Consider the following 25,273-nt stretch of genomic DNA (forward strand, 5'->3'; position numbering starts at 1 on the left):
TGGGCAAGCGGCCGGCGAACGTCGCTTCATTGGGTGTTCCGCCCGTTTGGCCGGCCGGTTTCGACGGTTTCGACGGTTTCGACGGTTTCGACGGTTTCGACGGTTTCGACGGTTTCGACGGTTTCGACGGTTTCGACGGTTTCGACGGTTTCGACGGTTTCGACGGTTTCGACGGTTTCGCACGCTCGATCAGCGCTCTCGCCTTTCGGTTCCCCGCCCGCACACTGCATCGAACGCAGCATCCCGTCGCCCCGAATCCGCACGGCGGCGGCATACTGGCGGTACACCGGATTCGGAAAAAATGCATCAATCGAGGTAACCACTGCGATGGACATCGCCATCCGTATCGAAGGCCGTCACGACCTGACGGGGCAGATCTTCCGGCAACTGCGCACCGCGATCGTCGACGGGCGTCTCGCGGGCGGCGCGCGGCTGCCGTCGACGCGCGACCTCGCGAAACAGCTCGGCGTATCGCGCAAGACGACGCTCGACGCGTTCGAGCGTCTGGTCGCCGAGGGCTACCTGAATACGCGCGCGGGCGACGGCACGTTCGTCGCGGACGGCCTCGCGCGCGTGCCGCACGCCGCAGCCATGTCGGCGCCGTCGCTCGTCGACGGCACGCCGCGCGTCGACGCGGTCGATGCGCGCGCGCTGTGGAACGACCTGCCCGACGCGCTCGCGATGCCCACGCCGCAGGATTCGCCCGGCTTCGACTTCCGCGGCGGCGTGACCGACAAGACGCTGTTCCCGTTCGACGCGTGGCGGCGCTGCCTGCATCACGCGCTGCGCCAGCAGATGCGCGGCCCCGCCCAGTATCACGACCCGGCCGGCGATCCGCAGTTGCGCGGCGCGATCGCGCGCTACGTCGCGTTCAGCCGCGCGGTCGCGTGCGGTTGGGACGACGTGCTCGTCACGCAAGGCGCGCAACAGGCGCTCGACCTGATCGCCCGCGTCGTCGTGCGGCCCGGCGATGTGGTCGCGGTCGAGGATCCCGGCTATCCGCCCGCGCGTGCCGCGTTCGCGTCGCTCGGTGCGACGGTGATCGGCGTGCCGGTCGACGCGCACGGCCTGGTCACGGAACGGCTGCCCGACGACGCACGCCTCGTCTACGTGACACCGTCGCACCAGTTCCCGCTCGGGATGCCGATGACGCTGGACCGGCGCGTCGCGCTGCTCGAATGGGCGCAGCGCCGCCGCGCGGTGATCATCGAGGACGATTACGACGGCGAGTTCCGCTTCGAAGGCCGCCCGGTCGAATCGCTGAAGAGCCTCGACCGCACGGGCCTCGTCGCGTACGTCGGCACGTTCTCGAAGACGATCTTTCCCGAATTGCGGATCGGCTACGCGATTCCGCCGCGCGCGCTGCGCGGCGCGCTGGCCAAGGCGAAGCAGATCGTCGACTGGCACACGTGCACGCTGACGCAGGCGGCGCTCGCACGCTTCATGCTCGAAGGCGACTTCGCACGGCACCTGAAGCGCGTACAGAAGCACTACGATGCGCGCCGCAAGATGCTGATCGCGCATCTGCGCGGCGAACTCGCGCCGTGGTTCGACGCGATCGTGCCGACCGCCGGCATCCACCTCGCCGCCCGCCTGAAGCCGGGGCTCGACGAGGCGGCGCTCGTCCGCGCGGCCCGCGCGCAGGACATCGGCCTGTACGGCATCTCTGCATTCCACGTCGGCGTGCCGGTCAGTGCGGGGCTGCTGTTCGGCTATGGCGGGATCGACGCGCTGCGCATCGACACGGCGCTCGCGAAGCTGGCCGGCCTGCTGGGTTCGGGCACCCTCGGCGGTTCGGCACTGGTTACCTGAATTTTCCGGAAATTGGCCATTCAAGCAGGCCAGTATGCGTCTTAAAGTGGGTCCTGTCGCGCCACCGTGCGCTCCAACCGAAAGAGGACCTGCCATGCAACCGCGCCTGAATTTCTATGCCGCCAGCCCGAATGCGATCAAGGTGATGCGCAACGCCGAGGAGTTCCTCGCGAAGAGCTCGATCGAGAAGCCGCTCGCCGAACTCGTCCGCCTGCGCGCGTCGCAGATCAACGGCTGCGCGTTCTGCGTCGACATGCACACGACCGACGCACGCAAGGGCGGCGAGACCGACCGCCGCCTGGCCACCGTCGTCACGTGGCGCGAGACGCCGTTCTTCACGGAGCGCGAACGCGCGGCGCTGGAATGGACCGAGGCGCTGACGCTGGTCGCCAGCAACCACGTGCCCGACGCCGTCTGGGAAGCCGTGAAGCCGCACTTCACCGACGAAGAACTGTTCGACCTGTCGATGCTGATCGCGACGATCAACTCGTGGAATCGCTTCGCGATCGCGTTCCGCAAGATGCCCGAGTAAGGAGGCGACGATGACCTACGCTACGCTTCGTCGCGCCACCCTCGGCATATGGCTCGCGGCCGGTTTCACGCTGCTGCCGGCCACCGCCCGTGCGCACGACACCGGCGACAACGTGCACACGATCATGCAGCAGGCCGTGCCCGAAGCGCCCGGCAAGCTCGCGGTCGTCGCGACCGTCGACTATGCGCCCGGCCAGGCTTCCGAAGCCCATCGGCACCTCGGCTCGGTGTTCGCGGTCGTGTCGAAAGGCGAAGTGCTGTCGCAGGTGAACGGCGGCCCGCTGCACCGCTACCGCGCCGGCGAAGGCTGGTACGAGGCGCCCGGCTCGCGCCACCAGGTGTCGCGCAACGCGAGCGCGACCGAGCCCGCGCAGCTCGTCGTGTTCGGCCTGACCGGCGAACACGTGCCGCTGACATCGCCGATCGATCAGTAAGCGCTTTCCGGGGCGCGTGCCGTTGTCGACGCACGTGCCCCCTTCGCGAGCGGGTTCCAGCCGGTTTCATGCTTTGGCCCCGCCGCCCCCGCCGGTTTTTCCACGCACTCCCTCGCCGTTTACGCCGCCGCTTCCATCGCCGTTTCCCTGCTGTTCCCCCGCCGTTTCCCCATTAGCCGCTCCCTACACTCCGCTGCCGGCTTGCTGCACCGCGCCGCGTCGCATCTCTTCCCGCCCGCGTCGCCATTCGACACTCGCCTGATCGAGATCAACTCGGTCGAAAACCCTTCCTTGAAATTAACTAACTCATCAATTAGCGTCGATTTCATGAACGCGAAATCCACCATCGCCAGGCCGCGCGGGCGCCGCCCGTCGGTGGACGATTTCGACCTGCGCGACCACATGCTCGACGTCGCGATGCAGTTGTTCGCCGAGCGCGGCATCGCCGCGACGACGGTCGCGCAGATCGCCGCTGCAGCAGGCGTCACGTCGGCGATGGTCCACTACTACTTTACGAATCGCGAGCAGTTGCTCGACGCGATCGTCGAGGAACGGCTCGCACAAGCCATCGCGTTCGTGTGGCGGCCGACCGAGCCGCAGATCGAAAACGATCCGTTCGCGCTCGTCAGCGAACTCGTCGACCGCTTCTTCGACGTCACGCGCCGCATGCCGTGGCTGCCGTCGATCTGGCTGCGCGAAATCGTCCACGAAGGCGGGCTGCTGCGCGAACGGATGGTCCGGCGCATTCCGCTCGACCATGTCGGGCGCTTCGCCGAACGCATCCGCGGCGCGCAGCAGGCCGGCACGCTGAATCCCGCGCTCGAACCAACGTTCCTGTTCCATTCGATCATCGCGCTGGTGATGCTGCCGCTCGCGACCGCGAAACTGTGGCAAAGCGCACGCGGCCTGCCGCCGATCGACCGCGACGTGCTGCACCGCCACGTCCGCGCGCTGCTCGGTTCGGGCATGCAGCCGCCGGCCACCGCGCCACGCGCGCGGGCCCGCTCACCACGGAGGCCGTCATGAACCCGGCCCGCGCACTGCCGCTGGCGCTGGCCGCCGCGGTCGCGTTGCTCGCCGGCTGCGGACGGCCGGCCGGCAACGGCACGACCTACCAGGGCTACGTCGAAGGCGAATTCGTGTACCTGTCGTCGTCGCAATCGGGCACGCTGACGCAGTTGCCGGTCGCACGCGGCCAGACTCTCACCGCCGGCGCGGCGGCCTTCTCGCTCGAGTCCGTCAGCGAAACCGCCGCGCTGCTGCAGGCACAGCACCAGCTCGCTGCCGCCCGCGCGCAGCTTGCCGACCTGCAGACGGGCAAGCGCCCGCCGGAAATCGCGGTCACGCAGGCGCAGCTTGCCCAGGCTACCGCGCAGGCTGCGCGCGCCGCCGCGCAGCTCGCGCGCGACGAACGCCAGTACGCGGCCGGTGGCCTGTCGAGGCAGCAGCTCGACGATTCGCGCACGTCCGCGCAAACCACCGCCGCGCAGATGCGCGAACTGCAGAAACAGGTCGACGTCGCGCGCCTGCCGGGCCGCGCGCAGCAGGTCGCCGCGCAGGCCGCGCAGGTCGACGCCGCGCAGGCGGCCGTGGCCGAAGCGCAGTGGAAGCTCGACCAGAAGCGCGTCGCCGCCCCCGCCGCCGGGCGCGTGTACGACACGCTGTACCGCGTCGGCGAATGGGTGCAGGCCGGCAATCCGGTCGTGCAGATGCTGCCGCCGCAAAACCTGAAGGTGCGCTTCTTCGTGCCCGAGGCCGCCATCGCATCGCTCGCACCGGGCCGCACCGTCGAGATTCACTGCGACGGCTGTGCGGCCGACGTGCCCGCGCGCATCACCTACGTGTCGAGCGAGGCAGAATACACGCCGCCCGTGATCTACAGCAACGAGAGCCGGACCAAGTTCGTGTTCATGGTCGAGGCGCGCCCGGCCGTCGCCGACGCGCCGAAGCTGCATCCGGGCCAGCCCGTCGCCGTGAGGGTGCCGTGAACGCGCCGCCCGCACCGTACGCGATCGACGTCGATCGCCTGAACAAGCGTTTCGGCGACAAGCATGTCGTGAAGGACGTGTCGCTGCGCGTCGCGCGCGGCGAGATCTTCGGCTTTCTCGGGCCGAACGGCAGCGGCAAGACCACGTCGATCCGGATGATGTGCGGGTTGCTCACGCCCGACTCGGGCAGCGGCACCTGCCTCGGCTACGACATCGTGCGCGACAGCGCGCAGATCAAGCGGCGTGTCGGCTACATGACGCAGCGCTTCTCGTACTGGGAAGACCTGTCGATCCGCGAGAACCTCGACTTCGTCGCACGCGTGTACGGGATGCCCGACCGCAAGGCGGCCGTCGCGCGCGCACTCGACGGGCTCGGCCTCGCGAGCCGCGCGGACCAGCTCACGGGCGCGCTGTCGGGCGGCTGGAAGCAGCGCCTCGCGCTCGCCGCATGCATGCTGCACGAACCGCAACTGCTGCTGCTCGACGAGCCGACCGCCGGCGTCGATCCGGCCGCCCGCCGCGACTTCTGGGAAGAACTGCACCGGCTGGCCGCGCAGGGCATCTCGGTGCTCGTCAGCACGCACTACATGGACGAGGCCGAGCGTTGCCACAAGCTTGCCTACATCGCGTACGGCGAGTTGCTCGCGCAGGGCACGTCGGCGGAGATCGTCGCGTCGCAAGGGCTCGCGACCCGCGCGATCACCGGCGAGCGCCTGGCCGAACTGTCCGCCCGGCTGCGCGAGATGCCGGGCATCGACCAGACGGTCGTGTTCGGTTCGGCGCTGCATGTGAGCGGCCGCGATCACGCGCGGCTCGACGCGACGCTCGCACAGGTCGCGGCGCAGGCCGGCGGGCATGCCGCGCTGCAGGTCACGCCGATCGACACCGGGCTCGAGGACGTCTTCATCTACATGATGGGCCGCGCATCCGCGCCGCCCGGCGGAGCGTCGTCATGAACGCGTGGGCGCGCTTGCGCGATGCGTTCTCGGTCACGCGCTGGTGGAGCATCGTGCTGAAGGAATTCCTGCAGTTGCGCCGCGACCGCGTGACGTTCGCGATGATCGTCGGCGTGCCGATCATCCAGCTCTCGCTGTTCGGCTTCGCGATCAACACCGATCCGAAGCACCTGCCGACCGCAGTGATCGTCGCCGACGCGAGCCCGTTCGCGCGGAGCTTCGTCGCCGCGATGCGCAATTCCGCGTACTTCGACATCGTCGAGACGCTGCCCGACGAAGCGGCCGGCCAGCGTGCACTCGCACGCGGCGACGTGCTGTTCGTCCTGAGCGTGCCGGCCGACTTCTCGCGCCGGCTGCTGCGCGGCGAGCGTCCGTCGCTGCTCGTCGAGGCGGACGCGACCGATCCCGTCGCGACCGCGTCGGCGATCGGCGCGTTGTCCGGCCTCGTGCAGCCGGTCGCGGACAAGGACCTGACCGGCCCGCTCGCTCACCTGAACGGCCGCGCGGCCGCCTTCGACGTCGTGCTGCACCGGCTGTACAACCCAGAGGGCATCACGCAATACAACGTCGTGCCGGGCCTGATGGGCGTGATCCTGACGATGACGATGGTGATGATGACGGGCCTCGCGATCACGCGCGAACGAGAGCGCGGCACGATGGAGAACCTGCTCGCGACGCCCGTGCGGCCGCTCGAGGTGATGACGGGCAAGATCGTCCCGTATGTGCTGATCGGGCTGATCCAGGTGTCGATCATTCTCGCGGCCGCCCGCTTCGTGTTCGAGGTGCCGTTCGTCGGCGGCGCGTTCGCGATCTACCTGTCCGCGCTGCTGTTCATCGCCGCGAACCTGACCGTCGGCATCACGCTGTCGTCGCTCGCGCAGAACCAGTTGCAGGCGATGCAGCTCGCGGTGTTCTACTTCCTGCCGAACATCCTGCTGTCGGGCTTCATGTTCCCGTTCGCCGGGATGCCGAAGTGGGCGCAGTTCATCGGCAACCTGCTGCCGCTCACCTACTTCAACCGCCTCGTGCGCGGCATCCTGCTGAAAGGCAACGGCTGGAGCGACCTGTGGCCATCCGTGTGGCCGGTCGCGCTGTTCACCGTCGTCGTGATGGGCATCGCGTTGCGCTTCTACCGGCGTACGCTCGACTAGGCCCCGCACGATGAAACCGGCTTCGCGTCGCCCCTCCCACGCCGCCCTCGGCTGCACGCTGGCCGGCGCCGCGCTGCTCGTCGCCGGATGCGCGGTCGGGCCGGATTTCCACGCACCGGATGCGCCTGCCACGCAGCGCTACACGCGCGGCGACCCGCCAGCGACGACGGCCGCCGCCGCCGGCCCGGCAGGCGATGGTCAGACGTTCGCATCGGCCGGGCACACCCCGCAGCACTGGTGGACGCAGTTCGGCTCCGAACCGCTGAACCGGCTCGTCGATACCGCGTGGCGCAACAGCCCGACGCTTGCCGAGGCCCGCGCGCGGCTCGACGAAGCGCGGCAGAACCATGCGGCCGAAGCCGGCGCGACGATGTTGCCGAAAGTCGATGCGAGCCTGTCCGCCACGCGCGAGCAGGTCGACACGACCGCGTTCGGCCTGCCCGCCAGCGTGCCCAGCCCGGGGCCGTTCACGCTTTATGACGCGTCGGTGAGCGTGTCGTACGTGCTCGACGTGTTCGGCGGCAACCGGCGCGCGCTCGAGGCGCTGCGCGCGCAGGTCGACTACCAGGCGTACACGCTCGACGCCGCGCGCCTGACGCTCGCGGGCAACGTCGTCGCCACCGCGATCCTGCGTGCATCGCTCGCGCAACAGGTCGCGCTCACGCGGCAGTTGATCGACGCGCAGACGCAGCAGTTGCGCATCGTCGAAGCGCGTTTCGCGGCGGGGGGCGTATCGCAGGCCGACGTACATGCGCAGCGCGCGCTGCTCGCGCAGACGCAGGCGTCGCTGCCGTCGCTCGCGGCCCGCCTCGCGCAGTCCGGCCACCGGCTCGCGATCCTGCTCGGCGCGCCGCCGTCCGATGCGCTGCTGCCCGACCTCACGCTCGATGCGCTCGCGCTGCCTCGCACGCTGCCCGTCGCGCTGCCGTCGACGCTCGCGCGAGAGCGGCCCGACATCCGCGCAGCCGAAGCCGTGCTGCACCAGGCGAGCGCGAACGTCGGCGTGGCCACCGCGAACCTGTATCCGCGCTTGTCGATTTCGGCGGGGATCGGCTCGGAGCGCACGCGCATCGCGGATCTCGTGAGCGGGCTCAATGTGTGGAATGTCGGCCTCGGCCTGACGCAACCGCTCTTTCACGGCGGCGAACTGCGCGCGAAGAAACGGGCGGCGGAAGCGGCGTACGACGCCGCGTTCGCGAGTTACCGGGAAACCGTGCTCGAAGCGCTGCAGCAGGTGGCCGACGCGATGCGCGCGGTCGAGCACGACGCGGCCGAACTGCAGGCGAGGGACACCGCCGCGCAGGAAGCGGCGGCAAGCAACAGGATTGCCGGCGACCGCTACGCGGTGGGCGGGATCAGCACGTTCGACCTGCTCGACGCGCAGCGGCAGGCGTTGCAGACGTTACTCGACCGCACCCGCGCGCAGGCCGACCGGCTTGCCGATACGGCGGCGCTGTTCCAGGCGCTGGCGGGAAGCTGGACGGATGAGGCTGCGCAGTGACGGATAGGACGGTGTCGGCACTGGCCGAACACTGCGCCATGCATCGCATGATGCCCGCACCTGTCAGACTCGACTGCCGTCGCCCCTGCTGCCATTCGATGCCCGCCAGTGCCGGAACCTGCACGGCGCACAATCCGTACCGCCAATAAAAAACCGGCCCGAAGGCCGGTTTCTTCATACCGCATGTCGTAAGCGGCGCTCGCGCGCCGCGCGACATCAGAAGCGGTGGATCATGCCGACGCCGGCAGCGATCTGGTTCTGCTTCGAACCTGCGCCCACGCCGTCGCCGATCGAGGTCGTTGCTGCCTGGATGCCACCGGTCGGGGTCAACGTGTTGCCGCTTGCGTGCTGCCAAGCTTCAACTGCGTACAGGCCCGTGCGCTTCGACAGGCTGTAATACTGCGACAGCGTGACTTGGTGGTACTTGGCCGAGCTCGAGATACCGTTCGACTGCGTTGCCGCCGTGTACGAGTAGCCTGCTGCGAAGTCCCACTGCGCCGATGCCTTCCAGTGCAGCACTGCACCGGCCGTGTTGAAGATCGCCGTGTTCTTGAAACCCGAACCCGTGCCCGGAATGTACTGAACGTTCGAGTACGACGCCGAAATGTCCCACGACGGCGTGAACTGGTAGCCAGCCGTCACGGCGATTCGCTGTTGCGACTGCGCGAATTGGTAGCCGTTGTTGATCGACGACACTGCCGGCTGGACGCCGTTGGTGCCAGCCGCGTTCAAACCGTTCTGGACCGTCGAGTTCGCGCCCCACGCACCGCCACCGAGCGTCGCGTTGTTGACCTTCTGGTAGCCGACCGCGATGCCTGCCGGGCCGTTCAGGTACTGGATCGCCGCGCTCCACGTCGAGCCGCGGTTCGTCGCGCCTGCAACGCCGCCGAACGAGTACGAACCGCCGACCGTGAAGCCGTAGAACTTCGGCGACATGTAGACGAGCGAGTTGTTCGCGCGGTAGCTGGTATCCAGCGAATCGATGTCGCCCGGGTGCGCGCCGTAGTAGCCGGTCAGCCAGGTCGTCGGGCTGTACGGCGACAGCAGCGTGTAGTACGCGGTGTACTGGCGGCCGGCCGTCAGCGTACCGTACGTGGCGTTGGTCATACCGACCCATGCCTGACGCGTGAAGATGCCGTTGGTCCACTGCGACGAGCCGTTAGCCGTGTTGACGCCGGCTTCCAACTGGAAAATCGCCTTCGTGCCGCCGCCGAGATCTTCGCTGCCCTTCAGGCCGAAGCGGCTGCCTGCCCACACGCCGGTGGACATCTGCACCTTCGAGTGACCACCCGAGGTCGCACCCGTGCCCGACGAGTTGTTCTGCCAAGCGATACCGTTATCGACGATACCGTACAGGGTCACGCTGCTTTGAGCGTGGGCGGCGGTAGCGGCTGCAAGGCCAGCTGCCGTCATGGCAACAGCGACGCGCTTTTTCATTGATTCTCCGTCCTCAAAGAATGTTTCTTTTCTGGTGTGGTTTTATGACTGACACATGTGCGAGTACATGCCGACGCGATTCTGACGGATTACCAATTGTTTCCCAATATGTGCAGTCGGTCATCGTATGATCGACGCAACGCACGGGTTCACCAAACAGTTACATAACACCTTGAAACGCTTACGCGGCGGGCCTTTCCGGCATTTACCGGTGAAAACCCTAGCTTTACATTTTTACGGGTGCAACGCGACCGTCGGATGTCGTCAGATGCCTTCGACGAAATACATCTTACAAATGCGCGACCGCGGCTGACGCCACGATTCACGCCGCCGCGAAGGATCGCTGACGTTCATGACACCCACGTTTCGCGAAACGAAATAATGAAAACGTTTTTAGTCGATGCCAGGGAGATGGCCCGGCGAACGCGGGCCGATGGGTGACGCCGGCGCCTGTCGTGCCGGCGTCGTTCAGTGCACTTCAGCGCGTGGGCGGCTGCACGAGATGCGCGCTCACGGCATCGGCGAGCGCGGTCATGCGCGCGCGAATCGCCGCATTCGAGCCGACCAGCGCGAGCGACGACGCCATGATCCGATAGATGCGTTTTCTCGGCACCTTGGCCGGCTTTGCCGGATCGAGCCACGCCGCGTGACCGGCCAGCAGCTCCAGCGTTTCGAGGCCGATCATGATCGGCCACAGGCACGCGAGCCGCAGCCGCACGAAGCGGCGCGGGATCGCGAGCGTATACAGGCACGCGTCGCGATACTGGTCCAGCGTCACGCGCAGCAGGTCGACCAGCACGCCGCGTGCGCGCGCCGACGCATCGGGCGACATCAGGTCGGCGACGCCGAGCCCGTGCGCGCCCAGCACGTCGTCGGGCAGGTAGCAGCGGCCGATGCGCAGATCCTTCGCACAGTCGCGCAGGATGTTGGTCATCTGCAGCGCCTTGCCGAAGCGGATGCCCTTCTCGCCCATGTCCGGCAGGTTCCAGCCGCGCGCGGCCGGCGTGTGCATGCCCGTCATGTCGGTCCAGAACTCGCCCACGCAGCCGGCGACGAGATACGTGTAGCGGTCGAGTTCGTCGCGCGTCGGCAGCGACGCGACCTGCCCCGATTGCTCGTCGGGGAATGTGCGCAGGTCGAATACCATCCCCGCCGTTAGCGTCGCGACGACCTTGCGGATCGATGCGCGATCGGCGTCCGGCTGCGCGCGCAGCAGTGCGAGCATCGGCGCCATCGAGCCGAGCAGCACGTGTTCGTGCGAATCGGTCTGCATCCGCGTCACGTCTTCGAGCGCACGCGACAGCGCGACGCCGTCGCCGAGTTGCTCGACCTCGTCGCGCAGCTCGGTCAGCAATGCCGCCCGGCGATCGGGCGCGACGAGCGCCGTGTCGGCGATCGTGTCGGCTGCGCGCGCGAGCAGGTACGCAAGGCCGACCGGGTCGCGCATGCCGTCGGGCAGCACGCGCAGCGTCAGGTAGAAGGAGCGGGAAACGTTTTTCAGCAGGTCGCCGAGCAGGTAGGCGGAATCGGTTCGAGTCGTCATGGGTCGGGAAAAATCGGCCGGCGCGGGCCCCGGGCGCCCGCGCCGGCCCGCGAGTCGCCGCATCGTCGCACCAGGCGGGCGTCGGCCCCGGCGCGGCGATGCAAAATTCCCGCAAGTTTAGTGCATCCGGCGCACGGCCTGCCCGAGATGGCCGGAATGCGTCACCTGCCAGGCCGCCTTCAATCGCGCTGCCGCGCTTATCGCGCCCCAAAAACAAGAAATGGAAAGGCGAAAGTAATGCATATGTAATTATTCGGTGCGACGATCGCGTCCCATTCGACTCCGTGCGGCACGGCACGACAGCCGCACCGCCGGAGCGACCGCCCCTTTCCGACTCTCGTTTCGAAGGTTCATCGACATGCTCTTCAAGCGCCCGACCTCCCTGCGCTACGTCCCGTTCGCCTGTGCCGCCGCGTTCCTGCTCGCCGCGTGCGGCGGCGACGACGACGTCTCGTCCGATCCCACCCAGCCGATTTCCGCAAAGGTCCAGGTGGTCGGCCATCGCGGCGCGAGCGCGCTGCGCCCCGAACACACGCTCGCGTCGTACCGCAAGGCGATCGAGGACGGCGCGGACGTGATCGAGCCCGATCTCGTGTCGACCCGCGACGGCGTGCTCGTCGCGCGTCACGAGAACGAGATCTCGGGCACGACGAACGTGTCGACGCTGCCGCAGTTCGCGAGCCGCAAGGCGACCAGGACGATCGACGGCGCGGAGCTGACGGGCTGGTTCACCGAGGATTTCACGCTCGCCGAGCTGAAGACGCTGCGCGCCCGCGAGCGCATTCCGCAGGTCCGCCCCGCGAACACCGCGTACAACGACCAGTTCGAGATTCCGACGTTCGACGAGATCGTCGCGCTCGCGAAGCAGATGTCCGCGCAGACCGGCCGCACGATCCACCTGTATCCGGAAACCAAGCATCCGACCTACTTCCAGTCGATCGGCCTGCCGCTCGAGGACCGTCTCGTCGATGCGCTGCTGAAGGATTCGTACACGGCACGCACGGCGACCGTCTACATCCAGTCGTTCGAGGTCGCGAACCTGAAGACGATCCGCAACCGGATCAAGTCGAGCCAGCCGAACTGGAAGCTCGTGCAGCTGATGGACGAAGCCGGCCAGCGCCCGTACGACTTCGTGAAGGCGAACGACAAGCGCACCTACGGCGACCTGTCGACGCGTGACGGCATGCGCGAGATCGCGACCTATGCGAACGGCGTCGGCCCGTACAAGACGTCGATCATCACGGTCGCCGCGGACGGCACGCTGCAGCAGCCGACGCCGTACGTGCGCTACGCACACGAGGCCGGCCTCGTCGTGCATCCGTACACGTTCCGCCCGGAGAACAACTTCCTGCCCGCGTCGCTGAAGGACGGCGGCACGGCGGCCACGCGCAACACGGCCGGCTCGGTGCGCGAGATCCAGGCGTACCTGCGCGCGGGCATCGACGGGTTCTTCACCGACGATCCGGCCGTCGGCCGCACGGCCGTCGATACGTTCAAGCGCTGACACGCGCGGAACGTGCCAGCGATGCGGTTACCGGGTGCGGCGCACGGCGTGCTGCCGCGCCCGGTCGCGCCGCACGGTCAGATCACGTTGAAGTGATGCGTGCCGTCCCGCTTCAACTGGTCGACCAGCCCGTATTCCCAGTCGAGATACGCCTGCATCGCGGCCGCCGCGTTGTCGGTGCCCTCGTACGGCCGCCGGTAGCGATCGACACGCGGTGACGCGAGATGCGTCTCGCCGCTTTCAAGCGGCAGCCCGGCGGCGATCCAGGCAGCCGTGCCGCCGGTCAGCACCGAGATGTCGGCCGAAGCCGGCAGCAGCGCACGCGCGTCGTCCGCCGCAAACCGCGCCAGCAGGCTCGACCCGCACGTGAACACATAGCGCTTCGCGGCCGGAATCGCCGCGAGCGCGTCGCGCAACTGCGCGCGCACGGCGAACCACGCGCCGGGGATATGGCGCTTCACGTAGTTCGCGCTGGCCGTCACGTCGACGATCGCCAGCTCGCCGGGCGCCGCCTCCTTCAGCCAGCCCGCGAGCGTCGCGGGCGATACGTCGGTCACGGTCGGTGTCGCCGGTACGTCACGCGGCGGCTGGCCGCGCTCGCCGAACGCCGTCGCGCCAGCCGGTTCGACGACGCGCACGTCCCAGCCCATCTGCGCGAGCCACGACGCGGTCATGTCGGCACGCACGCCGTCGTCGTCGGCGAGTACGATCCGCGCGCCGCGCACGGCCGCATGATGGTCGGTCTCCTGCACGAGCTGGCCGCCCGGCGTGCTCAGGAAGCCCGGCAGATGGCCGGCTTCGTATTCCTCCGGCGTGCGCACGTCGAAGCGGTACAGCGTGCGGCCCGGTTCGTCGAGCGCGGCGACGTCGGCCAGCGCGAGGCGCGGTACGCCCGCGCGTTCGGCCACCGCGCGCGCCGCCTGGCGCGCGTCGGCGCGCTGCGTCGCGTCGATGTCGTCCGGAAAGCGTCGTGCGGCACCCCGCTCGAGCGTCTGGCCCGCGAGCGTCCAGCCGATCGTGCCGTTGCGCAGCGCCGCGACCGGATTCGGCAGCCCCGCGTTGACGAGCGACTGCGTGCCGATGATGCTGCGCGTGCGGCCCGCGCAGTTGACGATGACCTGCGTCGCCGGGTTCGGCGCAAGCGCGCGCACGCGCAGCACGAGTTCCGCGCCCGGCACGCTCGTCGAGGTCGGGATGTTCATCGTCTGGTATTCGTCGAAACGGCGCGCGTCGACGATCACGACATCGGCCTTCGCGTCGATCAGCGCCTGCACCTCCTGCGCGGACAACGACGGCGTATGCCGTTCGGCCTCGACCCATTCGCCGAACGACTTGCTCGGCACGTTCACGTCGATGAACAGTTCGCCGCCCGCGGCGAGCCAGCCCGCGAGGCCGCCGTCGAGCAGCCGCACGTCGGTGTAGCCGAGTTGCGCGAGCTTCGCGGCCGCGCGCGGCGCGAGATCCTCGCCGCCCGCTTCGCCGAACACGACGATCGGCGTGTCGCGGCGCGGAATCCGCGTCCACGCGTCGAGTTCGAGTTTCGACAGCGGAAAGTTGGCGGCCCACAGCGGGTGGCCCTGCGCGTACGGATCTTCCTCGCGTACGTCGATCAGCGCGATCTCGTCACGGGCAAGCAGGCGTGCGCGCACATCCTGGTACGACGCGACGGGAAAGCGGGAAGTGGAATCGGCGGATTGCGTCACGATGTCTCTGTGTTGAATGTGTTGAAGTCGGTAAAAAAAGCGGAACGGATGAATCCTGGGCCCGCCGGCGCGTGCAGGCAACCGGTCGCCCGCCGCCGGTCGCTTGCAGCCAGCGGCACCAGCGGGCGTTGCATCAGGCGTTCGAATAGCCCGACACGAAAGGCTTCACGGTGCCGTCGTCGAGGTACACCGCGCGCTCGACCTTGCCGATGTTCGCGCCGTACACGTGGATGCTGATCGATACCTGATCGGCGAACGCGTTGGTCACGCGATGGACGTCGCCAATGCGCGGCGACACGGCCTCGATCTCGCCCGGCTCCAGCCTCACGGCTTCGCCTGAAGGCACGGGCCGGCCCGCTGCGTCGAACCGGTACGGCTGCGAGAATTCGCCGCCGCGCAGCATCCCGATCAGCCCCCAGACCGTGTGGTCATGGATCGGCGTCGTCTGGCCGGGCCCCCACACGAAGCTGACGACCGAGAACCGCTCGTCCGGGTCGAGATGCAGCAGGTACTGCCGATAGCGCGCGGGGTCGGGCTGCGCGAACGCGTCGGGCAACCAGTCGTCGTGTTCGACGAGGGCGGCGAGCAGCGCCCCGCCCTCGTCGAGGATGCGCGCCTCGTTCGCGCCGGACGCGAGCAGCGCGCCCAGACCGTCGACGAACGGACGCAGCGGCGTCTGCTGCAACGAAAGCGTACTCATCGGCTAGCTCCTCGAATATGATGCCGAATATGATGGATCGTCATGATGCACCCGAAAGACCATGCAGAACAAACATGAAAATTAGCGATATCGACGCTTTTGCAGCGGTCGTCCGCTGCCAGACCCTGAGCCAGGCCGCAGCCGAGCTCGGGATGACGCAGCCGGCGATCACGCGGCGCGTCCAGAATCTCGAGGAAGCGCTCGGCGTGACCCTGCTCGATCGCAACACGAAGCCGCCTCGCCCGACCGACATCGGCCGGCAGGTGTTCGAGCAGTGTCGCGCGATCCTGCGCGAAGTCGATGCGCTGCGGGAGCTGACGGCCGGCGAGCAGCCTCCCGCCGGTGAGTTCCGGATCGGGCTCACGCAGGGCCTCGGCGAGCTGATGCTGCCCGCGCTGATCGCCGGACTCGCCACGCAGTGGCCCGCGCTCGCGACGCAGGTCACGACCGCGTGGGGCGGCATGCTCGTCGAGCGCGTCGCCCGACGCGAACTCGATGCGGCGCTCGTGTTCCTCGCGCGCGAGATGGTGCTGCCGGCACAGGTCGACGGCGAACGGCTGCTGGCCACGCGGCTCGTCGCGGTCGGCCGCAAGGGTGACTGGCCGCGCCGCAGCTACCGGCTCGCCGATTGCCACGCACACGGCTGGGTGCTCAATCCCGACGGCTGCGGCTTTCGCGCGGGCCTGCGACGCGCGCTCGACGCCCAGGGCCTGCCGATGCCGGTCACGCTCGACACCTACGGCCGCGACCTGCAACTGCAGAGCGTCGCGAACGGCTTCGGCATCGGGCTGATGCCGCTGCCGCTCGTCGAAGGCAGCCCGCTGCGCGACGCGCTCGACATCGTGCCGCTCGCCGATTTCAAGCCGCACATCGATCTGTGGTTGCTGCGCCGGCACGATGCGGCCCGCTTCGGCGCACCGCTTGCGGCCGTTGCCGCACATGCGCGCACGGCATTCGCGCTGCCCGAGCCGGCGCACGGCAAGGCTGCGTGACCGTAACGGGCGGCCGCGACGTCGCGCCGCCCGATCGATGCTCGCGCGAGCCCAGTTTCGCTCACGCATTGCTGCGGCTGCGTTCGGTCTTGTTGACCGACGCCGCGCCCGTCTCCGTCTCGCTCTCCGTCTCGCTCTCCGTCTCGCTCTCCGTCTCGCTCTCCGTCTCGCTCTCCGTCTCGCTCTTCGTCTCGCTCTTCGTCTCGCTCTTCGTTTCGCTCTTCGTTTCGCTCTTCGCTTCGTCCTTCGCTTCGCCCTTCGCTTCGCCCTTCGTTTCGCCCGGGCTCGCCGCTTCGAGCACCGCACGCCCAGCCGCCACCGCGATCGAGTCGTCCTGCGGCGTATGCACACGGCTGCACAGCACGTCGCGATAGTGGCGTTCGAGCGGATTGGCGCGGCTCAGCCCGTGATTGCCCGTCAGCTTCAGCGCCTGCTCGACCGCACGGATCGCGTGCTCGGTCACGGTCCGCTTGACGAGTCCGCTCGTCGTGACCGGCGGCGCGTTGCCCGCGTCGGTGCGCACGATGTGATCGTCGAGCAGCACGCGGTTCGCATGCAGCCAGCCCTCGATTTCGCCGACCGCTTCCTGCACGCGCGGCAGCGTCGCGAGCGGTGCGCCCAGCCCGCTCGGTGCACGCGTCGTCGCGAACCCGACCAGCCAGTCGCGGGACGCGCGCGCCACCGCGTCGTACAGGCTGCCGAACAGCGCGACCATCCACGCCTGCTGGTCGGCCTGCGCGTCGGCATCCGCATGGGTCGCGGCCGACACGGCCCATGCGTCGGGCGCGCGTACGTCGACCGCGTGATCGGCCGGCAGCCGGACGTCATCGAACACGACCTCGTGGCTGCCCGACGCACGCAGGCCGAGGTGATTCCAGCTCTCGATCACGCGGATGCGATCGCCATCCGCATCGCGCTCGCGCGGCACGAGAAACACGCCGACCCGCGGCGCCGGTTCGTCGGTGCGCGCCCATACGGCCAGCCAGCGCAGCGCCGGAATCCCGGTGCTGTACAGCTTGTGGCCGAACAGCCGCCAGCCGTCGCCGTCACGCCGTGCAACGGTTTCCGGCAGACCGCCGCGCGACGGCGAGCCGAGCGCGGGCTCGACCCGCAGCGCGTTGATCAGCGCACCGTGCGTGACCGCGCTGTCGAACACCGCGCGCCGTACCTGCGCAGGCCAGCGGTTGTCGGCGCGGCCGAGCGCGCGATGTTGCAGATAGGTCATCGTCAGCACCAGCGCGGTGGCCGGATCGGCCCGCGCGACGGCGGCGACGATCCGGCTCGCCTGCGCGAGCGTCGCACCGGCGCCGCCATGCTCGCGCGGCACGACCTGCGCGATCAGCCCCGCGCGATGCAGCCGCGCGAAGTTCTCGTGCGGAAAGCGGCCGTCGACGTCGTTGCGCGCCGCATCGGCGGCAAGGTCAGGCGCGAGACGCTCGAGCAGCGCGGCGACGCGTGCGTCGTCGGCATCGTCGGTGGGCAGGAGGCGCAGCGAAGGCGGCTGCGGTAACGGCGAGGAAGCGGCAAGGCTGGCGGACATCGAAACGGATTCCCTGGGTAATACGGACAGGCGGCACGCGCGGCAAGCGGTCGCCGCACCGCGCGGCTTCTCGTGAAGCCGGCGATCCGGAGCGCGCCGCGCCGGATTCGCTGGCGCCCGCGCGCCCGATCGTTCGTGAGCCCACAGCGTATGCGCAGCGCACACGCGCCCAAACCATGCAAATCTGATATTCAAATCGGGATTGATTATTTCCATTCCGCATGATCCCGGCGTTAACCTGCGCTCCATTCCTGCCCGGCCGCGTGTCGGGCCGTCCCTGCACCGGAGACCCAGATGAGCGTCGAATTCATCGGCATGATCCAGAGCCAGAAGCAGTCGGAAATCCATCCGCCGTCCGGCCCCGTGGTCGATCCCGACTATGTGCGCGACTTTGCGCGCGCCCACGAGACGGCCGGTTTCGACCGGATCCTCGTGCCGCACCACTCGACCGGCCCGTCGGCGACGCTGACGATCGCGTTCGCGGCGGCCGCGACCGAGCGCATCCACTTCATGCTCGCGCATCGCCCGGGCTTCACCGCGCCGACGCTCGCGGCTCGGCAGATCGCGACGCTCGACCAGTTCAGCCGCGGCCGGCTCGCCGTGCACTTCATCTCCGGCGGCTCGGACAGCGAGCAGCAGCGCGATGGCGATTTCCTCGACCACGACGCACGTTATGCGCGCACCGACGAATACCTCGGCATCCTGCGGCGGATCTGGACCGAAGCGCAGCCGTTCGATCACGACGGCGCGCACTACCGGTTCAAACAGGGGTTTTCGGAAGTGAAGCCGTTCCAGCAGCCGCATGTGCCGATCTATTTCGGCGGCGCATCGGAAGCCGCGCTCGCCGTGGCCGGCAAGCACGCGGACGTCTACGCGCTGTGGGGCGAATCGCTCGACCAGGTGCGCGACCTGACGACGCGTGTGCGCGCCGAAGCCGCGAAGCACGGCCGGCAGGTGCGGTTCTCCGTGTCGTTCCGCCCGATCCTCGCCGCGACCGAGGACGAAGCGTGGGCGCGTGCGCATCGCATCCTCGATGAAACACGCCGGCTGCGCGAAGCGGCCGGCCTCGGCGCCGGCGGCCCGCAGCAAAGCGAAGGCGCGCGCCGCCTGCTGGCCGCGGCCGAACGCGGCTCGCGCGTCGACAAGCGGCTGTGGACCGAGATCGCCACGCTCACCGGCGCGCGGTCGAACTCGACGGCACTGGTCGGCACGCCCGAACAGGTCGCCGATGCACTGCTCGACTACTACGACCTCGGCGTCACGACGTTCCTGATCCGCGGCTTCGATCCGCTGGAAGACGCGATCGACTACGGCCGCGAACTGATTCCGCGCGTGCGCAGCGCCGTCGCCGCACGCGACGCCGCGCGCCGCGCGGCCTGACGCAACCCGGGAGACCCCTACAATGTCCGCCGTTCTGTCCACGCCCGAACGCACCGCGTCGGGCCTCGCGCTCGCCGCGTCGCCGCGCCAGCATTTCTGGTTCGATCCGCCCGCGCCGCGTATCGACGTCGCCGCCGAGCGCCGCCACCGTCAGGAACGGCTCGCGGCCGCGTTCCGCCTGTTCGCACGCTTCGGCTTCGCACAGGGGCTCGCCGGCCACATCACCGCACGCGACCCCGAACTGCCCGACCACTTCTGGGTGAATCCGCTCGGCGTGCATTTCTCGCAGATCAAGGTGTCCGACCTGCTGCTCGTCAACGCACGCGGCGAAACCGCGATCGGCACGCGGCCGCTGAACAAGGCCGCGTTCGCGATCCATGCGGCGATCCACGACGCGCATCCGCACATCGTCGCCGCCGCGCACACGCATTCGACGTACGGCAAGGCGTGGTCGACGCTCGGCCGCCCGCTCGATCCGCTCACGCAGGACGCATGCGTGTTCTATGAAGACCACGCGCTGTTCGACGACTTCACGGGGATGGTCGTCGACACGAGCGAAGGCGCACGGATCGCCGATGCGCTTGCGAAGCCGGACGGCACCACGCACAAGGGCGCGATCCTGAAGAACCACGGAATCCTGACCGCCGGCCCGACGGTCGAGGCCGCTGCATGGTGGTACATCGCGCTCGACAACGCCGCGCACACGCAGTTGCTGGCCGAGGCGGCCGGCACGCCGCAACCGATCGATCACGCCACCGCACGCCACACGCACGGCCAGATCGGCGGCCCCGAGGGCGCGCTGCACGCGTTCGACAGCCTGTTCGCGCGCGTCGTCGCCGACGAACCCGACCTGCTCGACTGAGCGCCTTTCCGCACGACCGGAGACCCGACCACATGACCCGAACCGCCGCCCCCGTGCCCGCCAAGGCACACGACGTGCACGACGACAAGCGCCGCCGGCTGCTGCGCGCAGCCGGCGCCGCCGCGCTCGCCGCGCCCGCGATCACGCTGGGCCGCAAGGCCTGGTCTGCGCCGCCGCTGAAAAAGCTCACGTTCGCGTGGAACCAGAACGCGTTCTGCCTGACGCCGATCGTCGTCGCGCAGGAGCGCGGCTTCTTCGAGAAGAACGGCCTGAAGGTCGAGCTGATCAACTACAGCGGCTCGACCGACCAGTTGCTCGAATCGATCGCGACCGGCAAGGCCGACGCGGCGGTCGGCATGATCCACCGCTGGCTGAAGCCGCTCGAAGCCGGTTTCGACGTGAAGATCATCGGCAGCTCGCACGGCGGCTGCGTGCGGCTGCTCGGCGCGAAGGCCGCCGGCGTCACGACGCTGCAGGCGCTGAAGGGCAAGACGGTCGGCGTCAGCGACCTGGCCGCGCCCGGCAAGCATTTCTTCTCGATCCTGCTCGCGAAGAACGGGATCGATCCCGAGCGCGACATCACGTGGCGGCAGTATCCGGCCGACCTGCTCGGCGTCGCGGTCGACAAGGGCGAGATCCACGCGATCGCCGACGGCGACCCGAACCTCTATCTGCTCGAGAAGCGCAGCAACGGCGCGTATGCCGAACTGGCGACGAACCTGTCCGGCGAATACGCGCGCAAGGTGTGCTGCGTGATCGGCGCGCGCGGCGACCTCGTGCGCAACGACCGGCCGTCGGCCGCCGCGCTCGCGCGCTCGATCGTGCAGGCCACCGAGTTCACGCACGACAACCCGAACGAAGCCGCGAAGGTGTTCGCGAAGTATTCGCCGAAGATCAGCCCCGAGGACCTGCGCAAGCTCTACGCGACGCTCACCTATACGCACCACCCGACCAACGTCGACCTGCAGCAGGAAATCGCGTTCTACGCGGACGATTTCCGCCGCATCAGCGTGCTGAAGAAGAGCACCGACCCGCAGCGCTTCGCGCAGCAGGTCTATGCGAACGTGCTGGGGTAACGCGATGTCGACGATCGAACACGTTTCCACCGCACGCACCGCACCGCCACCGGCCGGCGGAGCGCCGGCTTCCGCTGCGTCCACGCGCGTGGCCTGCACGGCCTGCGAAGCGACGCTCGCGGCCGAAGCACGCCGCGCGCGTACCTGGCCGACCGGCATCGCCGCCGCGCTCGCATGGGCCGCGCTCGGCGCGCTCACGCATCTGTGGCCGAACCGCGTCGTCGGCTTCAGCGACTGGGCGTACACGGACACATTCGGCACGGCCGCGTGGACGATCGCCGCATTGCTGCTCGCCGCCGCGACGCTTGGCCATCTCGTGCCTGCGACGCGCACGCGGCTCGCGCGCGTGCACCCGGCCGGCCCGTGGCTCGTCGCGCTGCCGCTCGTGCTTGCCGCATGGGAAACACTCACCGCGAAAACCGGCTGGCTGCCCACGCCGTTCTTCGCGCCGCCGCAGGCACTGATCGAGGTCTACGTCGACGACTGGCCGCGCCTCCTCGGCAGCGCCGGCAACACGCTGAAGCTGCTCGCGCTCGGCTTCGCGTACGGCGTCGCGGTCGGTTTCGCGGTCGGCGTGTCGATCGGCTGGTCGCGCCGGATCGGCTACTGGGTGCATCCCGTGCTGCGCGTGCTCGGCCCCGTGCCGGCTACCGCGCTGTTGCCGCTCACCTTCTACTTCTTCCCGTCGAGCTATTCCGCGGCCGCGTTCCTGATCGCGCTCGCAACCGGCTTCCCGGTCGCGGTGCTCACGTGGTCCGGCGTCGCGAGCGTCAACAAGCAGTATTACGACGTCGCGCGCACGCTCGGCGCGAACGCGCGCTTCCTCGTGCTGCGCGTCGCGATTCCGGCCGCGCTGCCGCACGTGTTCGTCGGCATCTTCATGGGACTGAGCGCGTCGTTCACGGTACTGGTCGTCGCCGAGATGATGGGCGTGAAGTCCGGGCTCGGCTGGTACCTGAGCTGGGCGCAGGGCTGGGCATCGTACGTGAACATGTATGCGGCGCTGATCGTGATGGCGCTGCTGTTTTCCGGGCTGATCGCGCTGCTGTTCGCGGTGCGCGACCGCGTGCTCGCGTGGCAAAAAGGAACCGTCAAATGGTGAACGCCGCCGTACTCGAATCGCCCGCGGCCCCTGCGCCCGCCACGTCGTCTGCCGCCACTGCGCCTCGCGGCGCGCGCATCGACATCCGCCGCGTAAGCCATGCGTTCGACGGCCCCGGCGGCCCGCTGCCGGTGCTCGACGACGTCACGCTGTCGGTCGCGGCCGGCGAATTCGTCGCGCTGCTCGGCCCGAGCGGCTGCGGGAAATCGACGCTGCTGCGCCTCGTCGCGGGCCTCGACGCCGCCCGGCAAGGGACCATCGCGCAGGATGGCGTGCCGATCGAGCAACCCGATCCGTCGCGCATCGTCGTGTTCCAGGACCCGACGCTGTACCCGTGGCGACGCGTGCGCGCGAACGTCGCGCTCGGCCTCGAAGCGCGCGGCGTGGCGCGTACCTCGCAGCATCGCGTCGACGATGCGCTCGAACGCGTCGGGCTGCGCGAATTCTCGAACGTGTTCCCGCATCAGTTGTCCGGCGGGATGGCACAGCGGGTCGCACTGGCCCGCGCGCTCGTCAACGATCCGCGCCTGCTGATTCTCGACGAGCCGCTCGGCAAGCTCGATTCGCTGACGCGGCTCACGATGCAGGCCGAGCTGACCGCACTGTGGCAACGCGACGGTTTCTCCGCGCTGCTCGTCACGCACGATGTCGAGGAAGCGCTGTTCCTTGCGCAGCGCGTGATCGTATTCGGGCCGCGCCCGGCACGGATCGTCGCCGAATTGCACGTCGACCTGCCCTACCCGCGCCATCGCGGCGACCCGCGCCTCGCCGCGCTGCGTCACGACGCGTTGCGGCATCTCGGGCTCGATGCGAGCTGGTAGATGCGCGGTACCGTTCGACGATTGGCCGCCGCGCGGCGGGAACGTAGCCGATGAACGCACCGACGTTCGCCGACTGGGCGCTGATGTTTCTGCAAGGGCTGTATCGCGCGCAAGTCGTGCTGTCGCGTGTGCTGCATGCGATCGGGCTGACGGGCGACGCCGACGGTCAGCCTGCATGGCCGTGGGCCCATCGCATCGCGCTCGAAACGCTGCGCATCGACGCGGGACTCACGCGGCAACTCGCGTTCGCCGTCGCGGCGACGGCGCTGGCCGCCGGGCTCGCGTGCATCGCGCTCGCGTCGCGCAAGTGGCGTGTCGCATCGGTGCTTGCCGCGCTGGCCGTTGCGTGGTTCGCGCCGTGGCCGCCGGCTTCGCTGTGGCTCTCGCCGGCCGTGCCGACGAGTTTCCAGCGCGATCCCGCGCCGTTTTCCGTATCGAACGTGATGCGCGGCGCGCACGTGTATGCGCAACACTGCGCGGCGTGCCACGGCGTGGACGGACGCGGAGAAGGGCCGCTCGCGGCCACGCTCTCTCACTGGCCGCCGACCTTCGCCGGTGCACTGCTCGCGCGCCGCCTCGACGGCGAACTGTTCTGGCGTGTGCGCCACGGGACACGGGACGAACACGGCGCGCCGACGATGCCCGGCTTCGCCGCGACACTCGGGCCCCGGGACACCTGGGCCGTGCTCGACTACCTGAAAGCGCTCGCCGCGGGCAGCGGCGCGCAGGCAGAAGGCGCGTGGCCCGTGCCCGTCCCGCTGCCGGCGCTCGACGTGCGCTGCGGCGCCGCCGCGCCCCAACCGCTCGATCGCTGGCGCGCAGGCCAGCGTGTGCGCATCGTCGCCCTCGCGCCGGGCGCGACGCCCCCGCCGGAAGACGCGCGCTGGCAAACCTTGCTCGTCACCGCGCGCGGCGCGCCCGTGGCGCAGGCGACCGATGCGGCGCGAGCCGATTGCGTCGCGTCGACGCCCGATGCATGGCTCGCCTTCGCGACGATCGCCGGCGTGGCGCCCGACGCACTCGGCGGCACGCAGCTCCTTGCCGATCGCCGTGGCTGGCTGAGAGCGCGCGCGTTGCCGGGCAGCGCCGGCTGGTCGGATGCCGACCTGCTGTGCCGTTCCGACGCCACCGCACGGCCCGCAGTACCGGCAGCGAACGGCGATGCGCTGACTGCGCTGCTGCTGCGGGTCGACACGGAACCCGTGCGCGACGTTCAGGCCGGGCTCCCGCATTGATCGAATCCCTGAATTTCTCTTCCGACCAAACTTCACGATGAATCCGACCCGACGCCACTTCCTCGCGCAAGCGAGCGCCCTCGCCACGATCGCCGCGGCCCCGGCCACACTGCGCGCGCAATCGGGCACGCGGCCGCTGCTGCGCGCCGGCGACCAGAAAGGCGGGCTGCGCGCGCTGCTCGAAGCGGCCGGCGAACTGAACGGCCTTGCGTACGACATTGCGTGGACCGAGTTCCCGGCCGCCGCGCCGCTCGCCGAAGCGCTGAACGCGGCTGCCGTCGACTGCGGGCCGATCGGCGACGCGCCGGTGATCTTCGCGCTCGCGTCGGGCGCACGCATCAAGGTGATCGGCGCAAACCGCTCCGATCCGTACGGCACGGCGGTGCTCGTGCGGCCCGATGCCGCGCTGAAAACCCCGGCCGACCTGAAAGGCAAGCGCATCGGCACCACGCGCGGCTCGATCGGCCATTTCGTCACGCTGAAGGCACTCGACGCGGCCGGCCTGCCCCCCGACGCGGTATCGTTCCGCTTCCTGCCGCCGGCCGACACGATGCTTGCGCTCGCAACCGGTTCGATCGATGCGTGGGCGACCTGGGAGCCCTATACCGCGCTCGCGGAAACGAGCGGCCGCGCGCGTGTGCTCGTCAACGGCCGCGGGCTGTGGTCGGGCCTCAGCTATCTCGCGGCGACCGACGCGGCGATCGCATCGAAGCGCGATGTGCTGCACGATTTCCTGCAGCGCGTCGTGCGCGCGCAGGCGTGGTCGTACCGGCATGCCGACGCGTATTCGGCGGCACTCGCGCGCATCATCGGCATTCCGCCGGCGGCCGCGAAGCTGCAGTTCGAGCGCCGCAACACGCGCTGGTTGCCGATCGACGCGACGATCATCGCCGAACAACAGCGCACGGCCGACTTCTACCTGAAGGCTGGACTGTTGCGCCAGCCGCTCGACGTGCGCGCGACGTTCGACCCGGGCTTCCCGCTCGCATGACCGGCCGCGCGACG

23 protein-coding genes are annotated in these 25,273 nt (G+C 69.2%); 17 read left to right on the top strand and 6 right to left on the bottom strand.

What is annotated here, in order from left to right; genetic code table 11:
* Positions 1 to 26 precede the first annotated feature (26 nt).
* Positions 27 to 335: a hypothetical protein gene (locus HAV18_RS03790; RefSeq protein ID WP_166952965.1), complete on the bottom strand. Its 309-nt coding sequence runs from the start codon at positions 333 to 335 to the stop codon at positions 27 to 29.
* Here HAV18_RS03790 and HAV18_RS03795 point away from each other — a divergent pair.
* The 8 genes from HAV18_RS03795 to HAV18_RS03830 all read left to right on the top strand — a co-directional run bounded on the left by HAV18_RS03795 (position 328) and on the right by HAV18_RS03830 (position 8,373).
* A complete protein-coding gene (locus tag HAV18_RS03795; RefSeq protein ID WP_166952968.1) occupies positions 328 to 1,812 on the top strand; it encodes a PLP-dependent aminotransferase family protein in 1,485 nt (494 codons plus the stop codon). The genes HAV18_RS03790 and HAV18_RS03795 overlap by 8 nt on opposite strands.
* 94 nt (positions 1,813 to 1,906) lie before the next feature.
* On the top strand, positions 1,907 to 2,344 hold the full coding sequence (locus HAV18_RS03800) for a carboxymuconolactone decarboxylase family protein (RefSeq protein WP_006479143.1): 438 nt from the start codon (positions 1,907 to 1,909) through the stop codon (positions 2,342 to 2,344).
* Positions 2,345 to 2,354: 10 nt separating this feature from the next.
* Complete coding sequence (locus HAV18_RS03805; protein WP_166952971.1) at positions 2,355 to 2,777, top strand: cupin domain-containing protein; 423 nt, start codon at positions 2,355 to 2,357, stop codon at positions 2,775 to 2,777.
* A 327-nt stretch (positions 2,778 to 3,104) separates the two neighbouring features.
* Positions 3,105 to 3,803, top strand: a complete 699-nt coding sequence (locus tag HAV18_RS03810; protein ID WP_166954124.1) for a TetR/AcrR family transcriptional regulator — start codon at positions 3,105 to 3,107, stop codon at positions 3,801 to 3,803.
* Entirely contained in the window at positions 3,800 to 4,765 is a 966-nt protein-coding gene (locus HAV18_RS03815) for an HlyD family secretion protein (protein WP_166952974.1), read from the top strand. The genes HAV18_RS03810 and HAV18_RS03815 overlap by 4 nt, the downstream gene beginning before the upstream one ends.
* On the top strand, positions 4,762 to 5,721 hold the full coding sequence (locus HAV18_RS03820) for an ABC transporter ATP-binding protein (protein WP_166952977.1): 960 nt from the start codon (positions 4,762 to 4,764) through the stop codon (positions 5,719 to 5,721). The genes HAV18_RS03815 and HAV18_RS03820 overlap by 4 nt, the downstream gene beginning before the upstream one ends.
* Positions 5,718 to 6,872 carry an ABC transporter permease gene (locus HAV18_RS03825; RefSeq protein WP_166952980.1) on the top strand — a complete coding sequence of 385 codons (1,155 nt, stop codon included), beginning with the start codon at positions 5,718 to 5,720 and terminating at the stop codon, positions 6,870 to 6,872. The genes HAV18_RS03820 and HAV18_RS03825 overlap by 4 nt, the downstream gene beginning before the upstream one ends.
* Positions 6,873 to 6,882: 10 nt before the next feature.
* On the top strand, positions 6,883 to 8,373 hold the full coding sequence (locus HAV18_RS03830) for an efflux transporter outer membrane subunit (RefSeq protein WP_166952983.1): 1,491 nt from the start codon (positions 6,883 to 6,885) through the stop codon (positions 8,371 to 8,373).
* 216 nt (positions 8,374 to 8,589) lie between these two features.
* On the opposite strand, the gene HAV18_RS03835 is transcribed toward HAV18_RS03830, so the two are convergent.
* Together HAV18_RS03835 and HAV18_RS03840 are read right to left on the bottom strand one after the other, a co-directional pair.
* Positions 8,590 to 9,810, bottom strand: a complete 1,221-nt coding sequence (locus tag HAV18_RS03835) for a porin (protein ID WP_166952986.1) — start codon at positions 9,808 to 9,810, stop codon at positions 8,590 to 8,592.
* A 478-nt stretch (positions 9,811 to 10,288) separates the two neighbouring features.
* Positions 10,289 to 11,353 carry a phytoene/squalene synthase family protein gene (locus HAV18_RS03840; RefSeq protein ID WP_166952989.1) on the bottom strand — a complete coding sequence of 355 codons (1,065 nt, stop codon included), beginning with the start codon at positions 11,351 to 11,353 and terminating at the stop codon, positions 10,289 to 10,291.
* Positions 11,354 to 11,711: 358 nt separating this feature from the next.
* Here HAV18_RS03840 and HAV18_RS03845 point away from each other — a divergent pair, with 358 nt between their 5' ends.
* Positions 11,712 to 12,857 carry a glycerophosphodiester phosphodiesterase gene (locus HAV18_RS03845; protein ID WP_166952992.1) on the top strand — a complete coding sequence of 382 codons (1,146 nt, stop codon included), beginning with the start codon at positions 11,712 to 11,714 and terminating at the stop codon, positions 12,855 to 12,857.
* Between the two features lie 77 nt (positions 12,858 to 12,934).
* On the opposite strand, the gene HAV18_RS03850 is transcribed toward HAV18_RS03845, so the two are convergent.
* Together HAV18_RS03850 and HAV18_RS03855 are read right to left on the bottom strand one after the other, a co-directional pair.
* The gene (locus HAV18_RS03850; protein ID WP_166952995.1) at positions 12,935 to 14,560 is read right to left on the bottom strand and encodes a rhodanese-related sulfurtransferase; all 1,626 of its coding nucleotides are present in this window, start codon (positions 14,558 to 14,560) and stop codon (positions 12,935 to 12,937) included.
* 133 nt (positions 14,561 to 14,693) lie between these two features.
* Positions 14,694 to 15,260: a cysteine dioxygenase gene (locus tag HAV18_RS03855; protein ID WP_166952998.1), complete on the bottom strand. Its 567-nt coding sequence runs from the start codon at positions 15,258 to 15,260 to the stop codon at positions 14,694 to 14,696.
* Between the two features lie 17 nt (positions 15,261 to 15,277).
* On the opposite strand from HAV18_RS03855, the gene HAV18_RS03860 reads away from it, so the two are divergent.
* Positions 15,278 to 16,252, top strand: a complete 975-nt coding sequence (locus HAV18_RS03860) for a LysR family transcriptional regulator (protein ID WP_208101674.1) — start codon at positions 15,278 to 15,280, stop codon at positions 16,250 to 16,252.
* A gap of 61 nt (positions 16,253 to 16,313) precedes the next feature.
* Here HAV18_RS03860 and HAV18_RS03865 read toward each other — a convergent pair whose 3' ends face one another.
* Positions 16,314 to 17,792 (bottom strand): acyl-CoA dehydrogenase family protein, encoded by a 1,479-nt coding sequence (locus tag HAV18_RS03865; RefSeq protein ID WP_243771532.1) that lies wholly within the window; start codon positions 17,790 to 17,792, stop codon positions 16,314 to 16,316.
* A gap of 294 nt (positions 17,793 to 18,086) precedes the next feature.
* On the opposite strand from HAV18_RS03865, the gene HAV18_RS03870 reads away from it, so the two are divergent.
* Genes HAV18_RS03870 through HAV18_RS03900 form a run of 7 tightly spaced genes read left to right on the top strand, consistent with a single transcriptional unit; the run spans position 18,087 to position 25,259 of the window.
* On the top strand, positions 18,087 to 19,172 hold the full coding sequence (locus tag HAV18_RS03870) for an LLM class flavin-dependent oxidoreductase (protein ID WP_166953004.1): 1,086 nt from the start codon (positions 18,087 to 18,089) through the stop codon (positions 19,170 to 19,172).
* A 22-nt stretch (positions 19,173 to 19,194) separates the two neighbouring features.
* Complete coding sequence (locus tag HAV18_RS03875; RefSeq protein ID WP_166953007.1) at positions 19,195 to 20,034, top strand: class II aldolase/adducin family protein; 840 nt, start codon at positions 19,195 to 19,197, stop codon at positions 20,032 to 20,034.
* A 32-nt stretch (positions 20,035 to 20,066) separates the two neighbouring features.
* Entirely contained in the window at positions 20,067 to 21,110 is a 1,044-nt protein-coding gene (locus tag HAV18_RS03880; protein WP_166953010.1) for an ABC transporter substrate-binding protein, read from the top strand.
* Positions 21,111 to 21,114: 4 nt separating this feature from the next.
* Positions 21,115 to 22,212, top strand: a complete 1,098-nt coding sequence (locus HAV18_RS03885; RefSeq protein ID WP_166953014.1) for an ABC transporter permease — start codon at positions 21,115 to 21,117, stop codon at positions 22,210 to 22,212.
* Positions 22,206 to 23,033 carry an ABC transporter ATP-binding protein gene (locus tag HAV18_RS03890; protein ID WP_166953017.1) on the top strand — a complete coding sequence of 276 codons (828 nt, stop codon included), beginning with the start codon at positions 22,206 to 22,208 and terminating at the stop codon, positions 23,031 to 23,033. The genes HAV18_RS03885 and HAV18_RS03890 overlap by 7 nt, the downstream gene beginning before the upstream one ends.
* A gap of 50 nt (positions 23,034 to 23,083) precedes the next feature.
* Positions 23,084 to 24,268, top strand: a complete 1,185-nt coding sequence (locus HAV18_RS03895) for a cytochrome c (protein WP_166953020.1) — start codon at positions 23,084 to 23,086, stop codon at positions 24,266 to 24,268.
* 37 nt (positions 24,269 to 24,305) lie between these two features.
* The gene (locus HAV18_RS03900) at positions 24,306 to 25,259 is read left to right on the top strand and encodes an ABC transporter substrate-binding protein (RefSeq protein WP_166953023.1); all 954 of its coding nucleotides are present in this window, start codon (positions 24,306 to 24,308) and stop codon (positions 25,257 to 25,259) included.
* Positions 25,260 to 25,273 lie beyond the last annotated feature (14 nt).

Origin of the sequence: Burkholderia sp. D-99, assembly GCF_011605345.1 — a bacterium.
Taxonomy (GTDB): Bacteria; Pseudomonadota; Gammaproteobacteria; order Burkholderiales; family Burkholderiaceae; genus Burkholderia.